The sequence below is a fragment of the Lysinibacillus sp. EB271-A1-10B genome, from assembly GCF_058791335.1.
The window spans coordinates 280585-298174 of sequence record NZ_JBYTDL010000001.1; the positions used below are offsets into that span (position 1 = coordinate 280585).

General features: G+C 38.4%; 13 protein-coding genes. 1 reads left to right on the forward strand and 12 read right to left on the reverse strand.

What is annotated here, in order from left to right; genetic code table 11:
- Positions 1 to 268: 268 nt before the first annotated feature.
- The 5 genes from AC3WSK_RS01350 to AC3WSK_RS01370 are packed head-to-tail and all read right to left on the reverse strand — an operon-like array spanning position 269 to position 5955.
- Complete coding sequence (locus AC3WSK_RS01350; protein ID WP_427482759.1) at positions 269 to 2083, reverse strand: oligopeptide ABC transporter substrate-binding protein; 1815 nt, start codon at positions 2081 to 2083, stop codon at positions 269 to 271.
- A gap of 12 nt (positions 2084 to 2095) precedes the next feature.
- Positions 2096 to 2998 (reverse strand): ABC transporter permease, encoded by a 903-nt coding sequence (locus AC3WSK_RS01355; RefSeq protein WP_427482518.1) that lies wholly within the window; start codon positions 2996 to 2998, stop codon positions 2096 to 2098.
- 35 nt (positions 2999 to 3033) lie between these two features.
- Positions 3034 to 3996, reverse strand: coding sequence for an oligopeptide ABC transporter permease (opp4B, locus tag AC3WSK_RS01360; protein ID WP_427482517.1), 963 nt, complete (start codon positions 3994 to 3996; stop codon positions 3034 to 3036).
- Between the two features lies 1 nt (position 3997).
- A complete protein-coding gene (locus AC3WSK_RS01365) occupies positions 3998 to 4945 on the reverse strand; it encodes an ATP-binding cassette domain-containing protein (RefSeq protein ID WP_427482515.1) in 948 nt (315 codons plus the stop codon).
- Entirely contained in the window at positions 4942 to 5955 is a 1014-nt protein-coding gene (locus AC3WSK_RS01370) for an ABC transporter ATP-binding protein (RefSeq protein WP_427482514.1), read from the reverse strand. Before AC3WSK_RS01370 ends, AC3WSK_RS01365 begins: the two co-directional genes overlap by 4 nt.
- A 906-nt stretch (positions 5956 to 6861) precedes the next feature.
- On the opposite strand from AC3WSK_RS01370, the gene AC3WSK_RS01375 reads away from it, so the two are divergent.
- The gene (locus AC3WSK_RS01375; RefSeq protein ID WP_427482513.1) at positions 6862 to 8391 is read left to right on the forward strand and encodes a cardiolipin synthase; all 1530 of its coding nucleotides are present in this window, start codon (positions 6862 to 6864) and stop codon (positions 8389 to 8391) included.
- A gap of 611 nt (positions 8392 to 9002) precedes the next feature.
- Here the strand turns inward: AC3WSK_RS01375 and pyrE are convergent.
- Genes pyrE through pyrC form a run of 7 tightly spaced genes read right to left on the reverse strand, consistent with a single transcriptional unit; the run spans position 9003 to position 17589 of the window.
- Positions 9003 to 9632, reverse strand: coding sequence for an orotate phosphoribosyltransferase (gene pyrE, locus AC3WSK_RS01380; protein WP_427482126.1), 630 nt, complete (start codon positions 9630 to 9632; stop codon positions 9003 to 9005).
- A gap of 2 nt (positions 9633 to 9634) precedes the next feature.
- The gene (pyrF, locus tag AC3WSK_RS01385; RefSeq protein ID WP_079559796.1) at positions 9635 to 10339 is read right to left on the reverse strand and encodes an orotidine-5'-phosphate decarboxylase; all 705 of its coding nucleotides are present in this window, start codon (positions 10337 to 10339) and stop codon (positions 9635 to 9637) included.
- Positions 10336 to 11250, reverse strand: a complete 915-nt coding sequence (locus tag AC3WSK_RS01390; protein WP_427482123.1) for a dihydroorotate dehydrogenase — start codon at positions 11248 to 11250, stop codon at positions 10336 to 10338. The genes pyrF and AC3WSK_RS01390 overlap by 4 nt, the downstream gene beginning before the upstream one ends.
- Positions 11247 to 12020 carry a dihydroorotate dehydrogenase electron transfer subunit gene (locus AC3WSK_RS01395; RefSeq protein ID WP_492411520.1) on the reverse strand — a complete coding sequence of 258 codons (774 nt, stop codon included), beginning with the start codon at positions 12018 to 12020 and terminating at the stop codon, positions 11247 to 11249. The genes AC3WSK_RS01390 and AC3WSK_RS01395 overlap by 4 nt, the downstream gene beginning before the upstream one ends.
- 1 nt (position 12021) lies before the next feature.
- Positions 12022 to 15219 carry a carbamoyl-phosphate synthase large subunit gene (gene carB, locus AC3WSK_RS01400; protein ID WP_079559793.1) on the reverse strand — a complete coding sequence of 1066 codons (3198 nt, stop codon included), beginning with the start codon at positions 15217 to 15219 and terminating at the stop codon, positions 12022 to 12024.
- Positions 15212 to 16312, reverse strand: a complete 1101-nt coding sequence (locus tag AC3WSK_RS01405; protein WP_492411522.1) for a carbamoyl phosphate synthase small subunit — start codon at positions 16310 to 16312, stop codon at positions 15212 to 15214. The genes carB and AC3WSK_RS01405 overlap by 8 nt, the downstream gene beginning before the upstream one ends.
- Positions 16312 to 17589, reverse strand: coding sequence for a dihydroorotase (gene pyrC / locus AC3WSK_RS01410; protein WP_492411524.1), 1278 nt, complete (start codon positions 17587 to 17589; stop codon positions 16312 to 16314). The genes AC3WSK_RS01405 and pyrC overlap by 1 nt, the downstream gene beginning before the upstream one ends.
- Position 17590: the final 1 nt, after the last annotated feature.

Here is a 17590-nt window from a genome sequence, read left to right on the forward strand (position 1 = left end):
ATTATGCAAGTATCTGCTTCTGCATTCCCAGTTCCATGTCATAGTCCAAAAGCCATGTGTTATACGCCCCTAAATCCACTTTTTCTATCTTTGTAGTTCGAGACTTGTAACTTATAGATACGTATATGTTATGTGTTCATTTTTTATTTTACCTATTGGAATTTTCCAACGGGTGTTTTTTAAATTATTTAACTAAATTGATAACTATTCAGTTATGAAAAACAGTCTTTCTCATATACGAAGAAAGACTGTTTTTTCAGTAATTTGCTTATTTTAACGGAGCATCTGCTATTAGTTCAATAGTTTGAAGTTCTGTTGTATTTGCGTAATCAATATTGTAGTTTTTCACGCGTTTGTTGACTGGAACCATCTCCGTACGGAAGTACATTGGCATTGTCGTTGCTGTTTCGCTCATATATTCTTGCCATTTACGGAATGCTTTTGCACGGAAATCCGGATTCATTGCTTCTGAAGAATCAATATCTTCTAGCATTCTTGTTAAATCAGCAGAAACGTAACGACTCAAGTTAAACTCTGCACCCTCACTATATAAACCTGCTGGAGATGGGTTCGTACCTGTTTTCCATGCAGCCATAAACATATCGATTTCAGGATCATCAGCCTGTACTTTATCATAGAAGCTGTTGAATTCAATTAAACGACCAGTAGTTAATTCTACATTTAACCCAACTTCTTTCCAGTTTTGACGATAGTATTCAGCAATCGCTTCATCTGTGTCTGAACCAGACATTGCTGCTAAACGAATCGTGAATTTTTTCCCGTCTTTATCTTCACGGATTCCGTCACCATCTTTATCTTTATACCCTGCTTTATCTAGTAATTCTTTAGCCTTTTCAGGATCATAATGATAGCCTTCTAACGTACCATCATAGTAAGACGCAAACACTGGTGGAATTAATGAGTTTGCTCGTACACGTAGACCTTGATAGAATTTTTCTGTAACAGATTCAATATCCATCGCGTAGCCAACCGCTTGACGTAAATTTACATCATTCATTTTTGACTTCGCATCAAAAATATTCTTACTACTTGCTTTATCATATTTCCCTACTTTAAACCCGATATAAGAGTATGACAACTCTGGACGGCTTACAATAGCAATATTTGATAAATCCTTTATATTGTCAAATTGATTTGTTGGGTAATGATCTGCAATATCATATTTCCCAGTTTTCATAGCTTCACCAATTGAACTTGAAGGAACAACTTCAATTACCACTTTATCTAACTTTGGCTTGCCTTTAAAGTAATATTCATTCGCTACAAGTTGAACAGACTCTCCATTTACAATTTTATCAATTTTAAAAGCACCAAGTGTAACAGGATTTTTTCGAACTGCATCTGAAGCAATTAGGGCATCTTTAACAGGGATTGACTCTAGCTGATGCTTCGGTGCTGCATAACCCCATAACCCATCTCCAACTGAATAAATAGCTGGCGATACTTTCTTGAACGTAATTTCAATTGATTTTTCGTCGATTTTTTTAATACCAGAAATCGTCTTTTCTTTCCCATCATGATATTCTTCTGCACCAACAATATTTTTGAAGTCGTCATTATAGCGTACTCCATCATAATCAGGATGACCAATAATTTCGTACGGGAAAATTAAGTCTTCAGCTGTCAAAGATTTACCATCAGACCACTTAACGTCGCCTTGAATAGTAATCTTCGCCTTCTTATTGTCCTTATCAATTTCTAATTTTGCAATACCTGTATCTTTTACTTGGAAATCTCCATCCAATTCAAAAATTTCATTTTTTGCATAATCCATGATTGAACTATCGTAAGCATCATCAGATAATTCTGGAATAAAAACTCCTTTAAAAGGAGAGTCCGTTACAAGCGCTACTTTTAACGTACCACCTTTAATAGGGTCGCCTTCATTTGTTACTTCCATTGGAAATGCAGCCGTATCTTCTTTATTAGGTTCTGTTTGTGTCGATTTGTCTTTACTGCCATTATCCGTTTTAGTTGCCTCTTTACCATCGTTATTGCAGGCTGCTAAAACAAACATCACTGCAAAGATAACGGATAGTAATAACCAATTTTTTTTCATAATACATCCTCCCCTTTATCCAATTCTTTGTTTTGCGTCAGCTGCACGACGAAGTGCTTGACCGACGTAATTTATACCAAGCATCAAGATTAGAATTAATATTGATGCGGGCAACCATACCCACCATTTTTCTGATAAAACGATTGGATTTCTCGCATAGTTTACAAGAGTACCCAAACTTGGAGTCGATGGCGGCAAACCAAACCCTAAGAAGGACAATCCTGTTTCGATCCCAACGTTACCAGCAAAGTTCAACGTTAATTCAACGATTAAAATAGAACTTAAATTTGGTAAAATACCTTTAAACATAATAGCGAAATTACTTGTCCCCATTGTTTTAGAGGCATTTACATAATCTCTCCGCCCCTCCGATAATGCTTTACTTCGGACTAAACGTGCAGTACTCATCCATTGAAATAAACTTATAATCAAAATCAACTCTAACACACCATATTTTGGAATTATAGTGACAAAAACAATGATCACCATTAGATTAGGTAATGTCATAAAGAATTCAGTAATTCGCATAAACAGATTATCAATAAATCCACCGTAATAACCCATGATAATACCAAGACCTATTCCTGCAACACTAGTAATGATCGTAATTGCAAGTGCTATTAAAATAGAATTTTTTGCACCTATTACTAGCTGCCCCAGCATATCACGACCTGCTTCATCTGTTCCTAGTGTATAACCATTCACACCAGGTTCAGTGTAGCGCTCTAACAGTTTAATCTTTAAAATTTCTTCTTGATTTAAAAACATGGCAGCGACTAAAAATCCAATGATTAGAAAAGTTATCCCGAAAAAGGATATCATTGCTAATTTATCTTTTTTAAACTCTCGTAAAACGACTTGTATCCCCGTCGGTGGAGAGTTATCAAATTTGACTATTTCATTATTGTGTTGTTCCATTTGAATTCACCTCTCCTTACACATTATTTTAGTAGTTAGTCTATGCGGATACGTGGATCAACAATGCTCATAATAATATCAGACAGTAGACTACCTAATAATGTTAAGAAGCCATACAGCATAACTAGTGCCGTAATAACACTATAATCTCGACTCATGATCGAATTAATAAACAACTGACCCATTCCTGGGAAACCAAAAATTGTTTCAATGAAAATAGAGCCACCTAATAAACCTGTTATTGTAAACCCTAAAAAAGCTGCGATTGGTAGTAAGGAATTACGGAAAATATGTTTAGTGTAGACTTTTCGCATTGGGATACCTTTGCTTCGAGCTGTTTTCACATAATCCTGTGTTTTTGCATCAATTATTTCTGAGCGTAAATATTGAATAATGGCTGTTGTACCTAAAATAGCATACGTAATAGCAGGTAAAAGTAAATGATAGATTTTACTCCAATAATAAGCCATCGTACCCGGTTCAAGTCCTACATCCACAGTTCCGCTAGTCGGGAACCACATGAGTCTATAACCAAAAATAAATACGAAAATGAGTGATAATACGAATGTTGGTATTGCATAACTTATAAAACTATATAGGGTGATAGATTTATCTAAAAATGATTCTTGGTAGCGACCTGCCAACACCCCTAATGGAATCGCAATCAAATATACAATAATTGCACTGAGTAATGAAAGCCAGAATGTATTTAATCCGCGCTCACCAATAAGTGTGGACACTGCAATTTTATATGTATAGCTTTGTCCGAAATCACCTTGAAAAGCGTTTGTGATCCAGTGGTAATATTGAACATACCAAGGGTCATAGAAACCTGCTTGTTGACGAAGCTCCTCAAGCCTTGAAGGGTCTGTCTCTGGTGTAATAAGCCCCGTAAATGGATCTCCAGGCATCTGTTTTGCCAATATGAAGATAAAAAGACTTAATACAAACATCTGAGGAATCATCAGTAACACACGTCTAACAATTGTTTTCCACATCTTATATACCCCCCCGTTCAATGTCAGACATCGCCACTTTATGCGTATCCGAAATAGATTTTAATGGGTATACTTTGCCATGCTCGTCATAATATTTATGCTGTTCCTGTTGATAATTGGCCTCGACATTTTGACGTATTATTTTACGCTCTAAACGTGTTTCGGGCTCAATATTAGGAATAGCTGATAACAGGCGCTTTGTATAAATATGTTGTGGACTCGTGTATATATCCTTTCGAGTGCCTGTTTCCACAAAGCGTCCTTTGTACATGATAGCTATGTGATCACACATATGCTTCACGACACCTAGGTCATGCGAAATAAATAAATAACTAAGTCCAAATTCATTCTGAATGTCTTTCATAAAATTCAGTACTTGAGCTTGTACAGATAAATCTAGTGCAGATACTGGTTCATCAGCAATAATCATTTTCGGATTACAAGCAACCGCACGGGCGATCCCAAGACGTTGCTTTTGACCACCTGAAAATTCATGTGGATACTTTAACAATACATCTTCAGACATTCCTACTATCGCTAATAACTCTTTTATGCGCTTACGTTCCTCTTGATCACTAAGCCTCATAAAATTTCGAATAGGCTCTGCTAAAATGTCTAATACGCGCTTTCGAGGATTCATACTCGAATGAGAATCTTGGAAAATCATTTGAATATCTTTGTTATAAGCTGAATTACGATTTCTACGCTTGTTTGTAACATTCTCACCTTCATAAAAAATTTGACCCGACGTGATTCTTTCTAGACCTATAATGGCCTTACCTGTTGTCGATTTTCCAGAACCTGATTCTCCTACTAAGCCGTATGTTTTCCCTTTTTCAAATTCCATTGTGACACCATCAACCGCATAGACCTTATCGACTACTGTATTAAAAAAGCCCCCTCGAATTGGGTAATGAACATTTAAATCACTAATTTGCATAAAGCTCATACAGTCCCGCCTCCTTCTCCACCCTCTAATTGAAAGTGTTTCCAGCAGGTACATCTAACAAAATGTCCTGGTGCAATTTCATGTAATTGTGGTTTTCTTTCGTGTGCAGATGCATCAATCCACGGTATTCGAGCTGAAAATCGGCAACCTTCCCGTGGTAAATTCACCAGCGATGGCACCATGCCTTGAATAACTTCAAGTCTTTCGTTTTCAGTATGTGTTTGTGGAATAGAATTCAATAACGAACGAGTATAAGGATGTTTAGCGTTCGTAAATAATTCTTGAACAGGTGCTTCTTCTACTACTTCACCTGCATACATTACTGCAACTCGATCAGCCATTTCTGCCACGACGCCTAAATCATGCGTAATTATGATAATACCTGTTTCGGTTTCTGACTGTAATGCTTTTAGTAAATCAAGTATTTGAGCTTGAATCGTTACATCTAATGCTGTTGTTGGTTCATCGGCAATTAAAATAGATGGTTTACACGACAATGCGATGGCAATCATGACACGCTGCCTCATCCCTCCGGACAATTGATGAGGGAATTGCCTTGCTACACGCTCTGGTTTAGCAATGCCTACTTGATTCAATAATTCTATTACTCTCTCCTCACGCTGTTGCTTTGAGAGTTTTGTATGATACATTAGCCCCTCTGCAATTTGTTCTCCAATCCGCATTAATGGATTAAGGGCTGAAAGAGGATCTTGAAAAATAAAACCAATATCATTACCACGTAAACTATTAAATTGTTCGTCATTCAGATTCGTTAGATTTTGATTATTATAAAGGATCTCACCATTAACTTTTGTATTAACAGGATTGTATAAGCCTACAACGGTAGTAGCTAATGTACTTTTACCACAACCCGATTCCCCAACGATTGCTAACACTTCATTCTTTTTAAGCGAAAGTGAGACATCATCTACAGCAGCGTGATAAGTTTCTTTAATACGGAAACTTGTAGTGAGATTTCTAATTGTTAATAGGTCATTTGCTGTATTCAAACAATCTCCCCTCCTATATTTAATATTCTGAAAAATGACTATGCTCCGCTTTAAAATTTATTTTAGAATTATATTTTATTGAAAGACTTATTTACACCTCCGATAATATTTATTAACATCTTTACTATTTTTACATCTTCATACAATTAAAACCATGTTTGAATTGTCTGAAAATTAACTGTGATATTATTTTATCTGGAAATAATACATTAAATCAAGCATATTTTTCGGAATATTGTAAAGATAAAAACAAATCGACTCCATACATCTTTACAAAACATTTTTATAAACTTAACCTTTTCTTTACTTAATTGTTTGCTCCTTTTTCATCTTTCTATCTAACCTCTTCTATTTTTACTATTTAAATATAATTTTTTTAAATTAATTATGTTCCCTTTATTACTAAAATACCATTTAAATACCTAGATTATATTGATATAACAGGTAATAATTATAAATTTTTATTTAAATTGAATTTCTACCTATTTGTTTTTCACGAATAGTTTTCTCGTTTAAAGTGTTAAAAGTTTGACACTAATTTCAATATACTGAAAAAGTAATTTTTTTTATTTCTTTTTACCTAACCATTTACGTACATCTTGATTATATTCTTCCCCAAAAAATAATTAATTTTTTAAATAGTATATGCAAAAGTAAAGGTAATATATTCTAAAAACTTCAAATTAAAGACTATTAAAATAGATTAATTATAATTTATATAGGAGTATTTAACGGGAAATATTAATAAATACTTAATTTAGCTAGGTTGATTTTGAGAAATACGACTCTATACATTGGCGCAGAAATGTCTATATTGTAAAAAAAAAGAAAACATTTTATCATAAAGCTATTAAAGTACAACTTTCTCTTATTATATGTAAGAAAGAATAGGTGAGATGTATACATATGAAAAATCGCGTTGTCCAATTGCTATTTGTATTTACAATAGCAGCAATTATGCCCATATTTTTAAATAAGTCCGTTATTCCCTTATCTACCTTAATTGGTTTACTATGGCCTATCACACTTATTGGGATTGCCTTCATTATTTTTATTGAAAATCGTTCCCCGCAAAGTACATTGGCTTGGTTTTTAGTATTAACCATTCTCCCTGTTATCGGTTTACTGCTGTACTTACTATTCGGAAGAAGTCGCTGGAGAAGAAAGAAACATTTATCTCGTTCAGAAGAAAAAAGAAAGTTATTCCGTGAACTTTTAGCAGGAAGAAGTTTTAATTTAGAATCCTCTTGCCCTTTAAATGAACGATCCACCTATTTAGCACAAGTTATCCAAAAATTTGGTGGCGGTCCTCTTGCTAATGGTACAGCAACAAAACTCTTAACAAACGGAGATGAAACATTTACTGAAATCCTACAAGCAATTGAAAATGCTACACATCATATTCATATTCAATACTATATTTATCGATCAGATGAAATCGGCACTTCAATTCGAGATACCTTAATAAAAAAAGCAAAATCTGGTGTGATCGTACGCTTTCTTTACGATGGACTTGGAAGTAGTAAATTACGTAGGAGTTTCTTACAACCAATGAAAGACGCAGGAATTGAAGTAGTCGAGTTTGATTCTATTCTTTCACCTTGGCTATTAGAAACCGTCAATTATCGTAACCACCGTAAAATTGTTATTGTAGATGGGGCAATTGGGTTTACAGGTGGACTCAATGTCGGGGATGAATATCTTGGTCGTTCGAAGAAGTTTCCTATTTGGCGTGATAGCCATTTAAAAATTGAAGGAAAAGCATTATATAAACTACAGTCCATTTTTCTAGAAGATTTTCTCTATGCCACTAGTAATTTAAATACTGAGTCTTGGAATCAATTTATGGATAACTCATACTTTCCAAGTCAAGGAACTCATCAGGCAGAAGGTGCCGTACAAATCGTTGCAAGTGGACCTAGCTCAGAAGATACGAGTATTCGGAATGCTTTATTGAAAATTATGGGCTCTGCAAAAAAATCCATTTGGATTGCTACTCCATACTTTATTCCTGATCAGGAAACATTAACATTATTACGTTTGAGTGCACTTTCTGGAGTAGATGTCCGTATTTTATATCCTGGGAAAGGCGATAGTATCATTAGTGATCAAGCATCCCAATCATACTTTACACCACTTTTAAAAGCAGGTGTCTCCATTTACCGCGTTAAAGATGCTTTTATGCATGCTAAGATTGTACTTGTTGATGATGAAGTTGCAACAATTGGCACAGCAAATATGGATATTCGTAGTTTTGAGCTAAATTATGAACTCATTGCAGTCTTATATGAATCTAACACGGTTCTAGATATTAAAAATGATTTTGAACAAGATTTTAAAGACTCCATAGAAACTACATGGGCAACATTTCAAAAGCGAAGTATTCAAAAACGCATGCTCGAATCTCTTATGCGACTCATTTCTCCGCTACTGTAAATGATTAAATAAAGTGTAGTTCTTGGTCAAAACGAGGGGTTGATTTCCGTTCCGGCTGGGCGCTTTGTTGCTGTCGCTTCGCTTTCGCACAGTTAAAACATTTGTTGCTGTCGCTTCGCTTTCGCACAGTTAAAACATTTGTTGCTGTCGCTTTGCTTTCGCACAGAGCAGAGCTTCTTGGGGGCGTCCGATGAGCCGCTTCACTCGCGATGCTCGCTCCAGGGTCTCGGGCCAATAGGATGTTGGTCACGAAGGCGTTATCACAGGACGTGATGCATTTAGCCTTCGTTCCTCTATCGCTAATCCCCAAGGAGTCGCCCAGTCGTAACGAAGATCAACCACTTCACATGTCATGTATCTTATTGGTGTCATTCTACTTTATTTTAAGAAATTACCCTATCTCAAGTACAGCATTAACAAAGATTTCCTTGACCCTTCAGACTGTAAATAAACTCGGAAAAATATTGAATCTGTAGCCAGTCTTTTTTATGACGCAATAGTTTTTCAACAAATGAAAGGGTGGTATGAATTTTTTCATACCACCCTTTTTTATAATCAATTATGCCTCGGCATAATTGCGTCCGGAATCAGCTTTGTGCCTGCACAAAGAATTAAAGCTCGCCTGCTTTTAACTTTCCATGCCAGTCTTTTAAGAATGGAATGTCTCCTTCTTGAATAGCACCTGATTCATTTGCTGCTTCAATTAAATAATCGAAATTTGTTAGCGATACATATTGAATGCCTGCCTCTTCAAATGCTTGTTCAGCACGTGGAAGATTGTATGTGTAGACACATACAACGCCTAGTACTTCACAGCCTGCTGTGCGTAAGGCTTCTACAGCTGTAATCGATGAGCCGCCTGTAGAAACGATATCTTCTACTACTACTACTTTTTGACCTGCTGCGTATTTTCCTTCGATTTGGTTACCACGGCCATGCTCTTTTGCTTTAGAGCGTACATAAACCATCGGTAAATCTAAAATATCACTTACCCAAGCGGCATGTGGAATACCTGCTGTTGCTGTACCTGCTACGATTTCTGTTGGTCCAAAGTTTTCTTTAATAAGAGATGCTAGACCGTTTGCTAATTGCTTACGAATTACAGGGTCAGAAATTGTAAGGCGTGTATCACAGTAGATGGGGGATTTAATGCCTGATGCCCATGTGAATAGTTCTGTTGGATTTAATTCGACTGCGCCTACTTTTAACATAGCGTGTGCGATTTCATTTTGTAATGTCATGTTTATGCCTCCCATAATTCACTTACGATTTTATATGCTGCTACTGGATCTTGTGCACCTGTAACGGCACGTCCAACGACGATTAACGAAGAACCGTCACGTTTTGCGCCGTCTGGTGTTGCGATGCGCTTTTGGTCGTGTGCGTCGCCACCTGCTAATCGGATACCAGGTGTTACACGTAAGAAATCTTCACCGCACACTTCAGCAATCGCTTTTGCTTCATGTACAGAGCAGACAACACCATTTAAACCAGCTTGTTTTGTTAAGCTTGCGTAATGTAATACAGATTCCTGTAGAGATAAAGCAATTTTTTGCTCTGCTTGCATTTGCTCTTCTGTTGTAGAAGTCAGCTGTGTTACGGCAATTAACGCCGCACGTTCACGCCCCGCAGTAGTACCGGCTTCTAGCCCTTCAAGTGCTGCCTCCATCATCGGACGCCCGCCTGCCGCGTGAACGTTGACTAAATCTACACCTAATTTTGCTAGACCTTTCATAGCAGAGCCAACTGTATTAGGAATATCGTGTAGCTTTAAATCAAGGAAAATATCATGACCTAGATCTTTTACCTTTCGAACAATATCTGGACCTTCCTGCATATATAATTCCATACCAATTTTCACGAAAAGAGGCTCATTAAAATGCTTTAGAAAGTTGACTACTTCTGTTTCTCCAGGGAAATCTAGTGCAAGTATTGGTTTTGTATTCATGAGCGGTGGCTCCTTCCAATAATTTCTGAAATATGCTCTACTCCTAATTGATCGAGCTTTGCTGGTAGTTCATCAATTATAGTTGGACAAACGAAGTGATCCACAAAGTTTGCTGTTCCTACAGCAACTGCAGATGCGCCGGCCGACATAAAGTCTATAACATCCTGCGCTTCTGACACGCCACCCATTCCGATTATCGGAATATTGACAGCCTTATACACCTCATAGACCATACGAATCGCCACTGGCTTTACGGCAGGGCCTGATAAACCGCCTGTACCATTGGCAATCACTGGCTTACCTGTACGCTCGTCTAAACGCATACCGATTAGTGTATTAATCATTGTAATGCCATCTGCACCACCCGCTTCAACAGCTTGTGCAATTTCTACGATATTCGTTACGTTAGGAGACAATTTCACGTATACAGGCACTTCAGAAACAGCTTTGACAGCTGCCACTAGTTCACGTGCAGTTGCAGGGTCTGTACCAAATTGAATACCACCACATTTAACGTTCGGGCAAGAAATGTTAAGCTCCAATGCTTTCACATTTGGTGCAGCAGAAATGCGTTGCGCTACTTCTACGTAGTCAGCTGTCTCTGTACCAGCAACATTTGCAATAATAGGCACATCATACGCTTCTAGAAACTTTAATTCTTCGTTCATTACTTTTTCGATTCCGGGATTTTGTAGACCGATGGCATTCAACATCCCTGCCGCTGTTTCTGCGACACGTGGAGTTGGATTGCCAAGACGTGTTTCCACAGTCGTAGCTTTAATCATAATAGCGCCAAGCTTTGATAAATCATAAAGCTGTGCATATTCACGTCCAAAGCCAAAGCAGCCGGAAGCTGGCATTATTGGATTTTTTAAATCTAAACCTGGTAATTGAATGTTTAAACGACTCATAATGCCACCGTACCTTTCGTGAAAACTGGACCGTCAGAGCATACTTTGACATAGTCTTTTGCTACCTGATCTGTTGTTTTACATACACATGCAAAACAAGCACCGATACCGCAGCCCATTCGCTCTTCAAATGATAAATAACCTTCTTTTTCTGGATAGAAACCTTCAAGTGCTTTTAACATCGGTAGAGGACCGCAAGAATAAAAGACATCGAACTCCGGTGCTCGAGACTCTAAAACATTTGTTACAAAGCCTTTAGTTCCTTTAGAGCCGTCAACCGTTACATAATGCGTTTCTCCAAGGGCACTGAATTCTTCCTCGTAGAAGCATACATCTTCCGTTTGAAAGCCAAGGACATGAATTGTTTTTACACCACGTACATTCAATTGCTTGGAAAGCTCGTGTAATGGAGGTACTCCGATTCCTCCACCAACTAGTAGGGCTGTGCCTCCCCCTTTTACTGCTTCTACCGGGAACCCATTACCGATTGGACCAAGGACATTGACAAGTTGCCCTTCACGATTTGTCGCTAACACTTTTGTTCCGCGACCTTCCGCGCGATAAATCATTGTAAATTCGTTGTTGTCTTTATCTATGTTTGCAATACTAATTGGTCGACGTAAAAGCGGCTCCATTGAATCTGACACCTTTACATGGACAAACTGGCCAGGTGTCATATCCTGAACCAGTTCTCCACGAAGTGTCAATTCGAAAATGTTTGTCGCGATTTGCTTTTGAGAGACGACCGTCATTTTCTCTTGACGAATCATATTAATGTACTACCTCCGCTTTTGGCATTTGTTCTGCTGTGAATGTCATTGATTCAATAACACGGACCATCGCTTCTGCTGTGTCCAATGAAGTTAAGCAAGGTACACCGTTTTCTACAGACTCACGGCGAATTCGGAAGCCATCACGTGCCGGTTGCTTCCCTTTCGTTAATGTGTTAACAACAAGCTGTGCCTCACCGTTTTGAATTAAATCGATTAATGTTTCACCTTTTGCACCGATTTTGCCAACTACATCTGTGCGTACACCAGCCACTTCGAACGCTTGGGCTGTACCTTCAGTAGCGACAATACGATAGCCTACTGTTGAGAAGCGTTTTGCAAGTTCAATTGCTTCCTCTTTATCTTTATCGGACACAGTGAATAATACTGTGCCTTCTGTACGAATTTCCATACCTGCTGCAACTAAGCCTTTGTAAAGTGCTTTTTCTAATGTTGCATCTTTACCCATTACTTCACCTGTTGATTTCATTTCAGGTCCTAGTGTAATGTCAACACGACGTAATTTAGCGAAGGAGAATACTGGTACTTTAACGAAGACACCTTTTTGCTCAGGCGCTAAGCCTGTTGGATAGCCTTGTTCTACGATTGATTTGCCAAGAATCGCTTTCGTTGCAATATTCGCCATCGGAATGTTTGTAATTTTACTTAAGAACGGTACTGTACGTGATGAACGTGGGTTAACCTCGATCACGTATACTTCGCCCTGTGAAATAACATATTGAATGTTCATTAATCCTACGATGCCAAGACCTTTTGCAAGGCGAGTTGTATAATCCACAAGCGTATCTTTTTGCGCTTGTGTTAATTTTTGTGGAGGGTATACAGAGATAGAGTCACCAGAGTGAACCCCAGCACGTTCGATATGCTCCATAATACCTGGAATTAATACATTTTCACCGTCACAAATGGCATCTACTTCAATTTCTTGACCAGTTAAGTAGCGGTCTACTAATACTGGATGATCCGGAGATGCTTCTACTGCATTTTCCATGTAGTGTTTTAATTCCTCTTGGTTGTAGACAATTTCCATCGCACGACCACCTAGTACGTATGAAGGACGAACTAGCACAGGGAAGCCTAAACGTTCACTAATAGCAAGTGCTTCTTCCGTAGATACAGCTGTTTGACCTAGTGGTTGTGGAATGTCCAAGTCGCGTAATGCTTGCTCGAATTTGTCTCGGTTTTCTGCACGGTCGATATCTTCAAGTGTTGTACCTAGGATTTTTATGCCATTTGCCACTAATTTATCAGCAAGATTAATAGCTGTTTGACCACCGAATTGTACAACTACACCGATTGGTTGCTCAAGATCGATAATATGCATAACATCTTCGATTGTTAATGGCTCAAAGTATAACTTATCTGAAATCGAGAAGTCAGTTGATACTGTCTCTGGATTTGAGTTAATAATAATCGCTTCGTAACCTGCTTCTTGAATTGCCCATACTGAGTGTACTGTTGCGTAGTCGAACTCTACCCCTTGACCAATACGGATTGGACCAGAACCAAGTACAACAACTGACGGCTTGTCTGATTTAATCGATTCGTTTTCTTCTTCATATGTGCCATAGAAGTATGGTGTTTCAGATTCAAACTCCGCTGCACATGTATCAACCATTTTATATACTGGGATAATGCCATTTTCTTTACGATATGCATATACTTCTTCCGGTGTTGTTTCCCAAAGCTCAGCAACTTTTTTATCTGCAAATCCTAGACGTTTTGCTGTACGTAATACATCTTTATCGTTTTTATTGTCAGCAAGTGTTTGCTCCATATCTACGATGTTTTTGAATTTATTTAAGAAGAATAAGTCAATGGCAGACCATTCATGGATTTGCTCAATTGTTACACCACGACGAAGTGCTTCACCGATGAAGAATAGACGCTCGTCACCTGCTTTGCGAATACGTTTTTCAATCCAAGAATCCGTGTTTTCTTCTGCATGTTTCAGCTCTAAGTGAACTTGACCTGTTTCAAGAGAGCGCACTGCTTTTAGCATAGCTTCTTCAAATGTACGACCAAGTGCCATTACTTCACCAGTCGCTTTCATTTGTGTACCAAGATTACGCTTTGCTGATTCGAATTTATCGAACGGCCAGCGTGGAATTTTCGCCACGATGTAGTCTAGAGCTGGCTCGAAACAAGCATACGTTGAACCTGTTACAGGGTTTTTGATTTCATCTAATGTTAAACCAACTGCGATTTTTGCTGCTAGCTTAGCAATTGGATAGCCTGTTGCTTTTGACGCTAATGCTGATGAACGTGATACACGAGGGTTTACTTCGATCACATAGTAATTAAAGCTATATGGATCAAGTGCTAATTGTACGTTACAACCACCTTCAATTTTTAGTGCACGGATAATATCTAAAGAGATATTACGTAGCATTTGGTTTTCACGATCTGAAAGTGTTTGTGTAGGTGCTACTACAATTGAGTCACCTGTATGAATTCCAACTGGGTCAACGTTTTCCATGTTACATACAACGATGGCGTTGTCAGCAGCATCACGCATTACTTCATATTCGATCTCTTTATAACCAGCAATCGATTTTTCTAGTAAACATTGTGTTACTGGGGAATATTTTAGACCAGATGTAACGATTTCTTCTAGATCTTGGTCGTTGTAGCAAATACCGCCGCCTGTACCACCAAGCGTGAAGGCAGGACGAACAATTACTGGGTAGCCAATTCTCGCTACAAAGTTTTTCGCTTCGTCTAAGTTATGGATAATATCTGATTCAGGTACTGGAGCACCTAGCTCATACATTAAATTACGGAATAGATCACGGTCTTCCGCTTTATGGATCGCCTCTAATTTTGTACCAAGAATTTCAATATTAAGCTCATCTAGAATTCCTGATTTATCTAATTCAATGGCCATGTTTAAACCAGTTTGACCACCAAGTGTTGGTAGGATAGCATCTGGGCGCTCTTTACGTAAAATACGTGATACAAACTCCAGTGTAATTGGCTCAATATATACTTTGTCGGCAATTTCTGTATCTGTCATAATTGTCGCAGGGTTTGAGTTTATTAAAATAACGCGGTAACCTTCTTCTTTTAAAGAAAGACAAGCTTGTGTTCCTGCGTAGTCAAATTCTGCTGCTTGTCCGATCACGATTGGACCTGATCCGATTACTAAAATAGTTTTAATATCTGTACGTTTAGGCATGTTGTTTCCCCTTCCCTGCTTCTACTTCCATCATTTCGATAAATTCATCAAATAAGTGATTTGAATCCTCTGGACCTGGTGATGCTTCTGGGTGATATTGCACTGTAAAGACTGGATATTTCTTGTGTCGTACACCTTCACAAGTACCATCGTTTAATGCGATATGTGTTAATTCTAAATCTGTATCTTTTAACGAATCGATGTCGATTGCATAGCCATGATTTTGAGATGTTAAATCAGTACGGCCAGTGCGTAAATCTTTTACTGGGTGGTTACCACCACGGTGACCGAATGGTAATTTAAAGCTTCGTGCACCACATGCTAGCGAGAAGATTTGGTGACCTAAGCAAATACCGAACATTGGCACTTTTCCAATTAAATTGCGTACTGTCTCTATACCCTCTTGCACATCTTCAGGGTTACCTGGGCCATTCGAAAGCATGATACCATCTGGATGCCAAGCTAAAATTTCTGCTGCTGAAGTATTGTAAGGGACAACTAGCACATCACAATCACGTTTATTTAGCTCACGAAGAATACCATGTTTCATACCAAAGTCTATTAATACTACGCGTTTGCCACGACCTGGTGATGGGTAGGCCGCTTTCGGTGATACTTCATGTACATGGTTTGTAATCGCTGGTGTTGCCTGTAATTTCGCTATGATTTCATCCACATTCACTTCTTCATCAGCCGCTGTTAAAATAGCCTTTACTGAACCTTTACTGCGAATAATGCGTGTTAATTTTCGTGTATCGATTCCCTCAATCCCTGGGATATCCTTGGATGTTAAGTACTCATCTACTGTTAAGTCACAGCGGAAGTTTGAAGGTGTTTTTGCTAATTCACGGACTACAAATCCACGAATAGCTGGTGAGATTGATTCAAAATCATCACGGTTAATACCGTAATTACCGATTAAAGGGTAAGTTAACGTTACAATTTGTCCGTAGAATGAAGGATCTGAAATTGTTTCCTGATAACCTGTCATCCCTGTTGTGAATACAACCTCACCTTGTGAAGCGCGCTCACTACCGAACGCTGTACCTGTAAATACTGTGCCATCTTCTAAAATAAGTAAACGTTTTTTCATTACTCTGCCTCCTGGTATACGATATTGCCTTCAAAAATTGTAAGGACCGGCCATCCTTTTGCAGTCCAACCATTGAATGGTGTATTGCGTCCTTTTGATACAAAGCCTTCTGCATCAATTGTTTGCTCTTTATTTAAATCTATTAAAATCATATCTGCTGAAGCTCCAACTTCTAATGTGCCATATGGTAGATCAAAAATTTGAGCTGCCTTTACAGACATCCAGTCAATCAACTGTTTTAAAGTCCATTTCCCTGTTTCTACAAACTGTGTGTAAAGCAGTGGGAATGCTGTTTCGAAGCCTACAATGCCAAATGGTGCACCAATCATACCACAGCATTTTTCTTCTACTGTATGCGGAGCATGGTCTGTAGCGATACAATCAATCGTGCCGTCTAGCAGCGCTGCGTGAAGTGAGTCTTTATCATCTATTCCACGTAACGGAGGATTCATTTTCCAGTTTGCATCATCTGCTGGAATATCCATTTCTTCAAGTAATAAATGGTGTGGGCAAACTTCTGCTGTGACACGAATTCCTGCTGCTTTCGCATCTCGTACTGCACGTACAGATTCCTTCGTTGATACGTGACATACGTGGTAGCGTGCTCCAGCTGCTTCTGCCAGTAGAACATCTCGTGCAATTTGAACGGATTCACAAATCGATGGAATTCCTGGTAAACCAAGCTCTTTATTACGTTTCCCTTCATGCATTACGCCGTCGTAAATTAATGAGTTATCTTCACAGTGTGCGACAACAACCACATCGTGCTGTGCTGCATCCTTCATTTGCTCATACATTGTTGATGCTAGCTGGATCCCAACACCATCATCTGAAAATGCGACAGCTCCATGTGCTTTTAATTCTTCAATATTTGTACGAACCTCACCTGAGATGTCCCTTGTTAATGAGCCGTATGGAAGTACTCGAATAGCTGCACTTTCTTTAATAAGGCCGTTAATTAGTTGCATGTTTTCTACTGAATCTGGTACTGGTTTTGTATTTGGCATCGCGCAAATTGTTGTGAAACCTCCTTTTGCTGCTGATGCTGAACCTGTAGCAATTGTTTCTTTATGTTCAAAGCCCGGCTCACGTAAATGTGTGTGAACATCGACAAAGCCTGGTGCAACAACTAAACCATTTCCTTCGATTACTTCTGCGCCTGCTACAGTTACATTTTGACCTATTTCAGTAATTTTGCCGTCTACCATAGCGATATTTACTGTTTGTAGCTCACCTTGTTCATTTACCATTTGTACATTTTGAAGAACTTTTGTCATG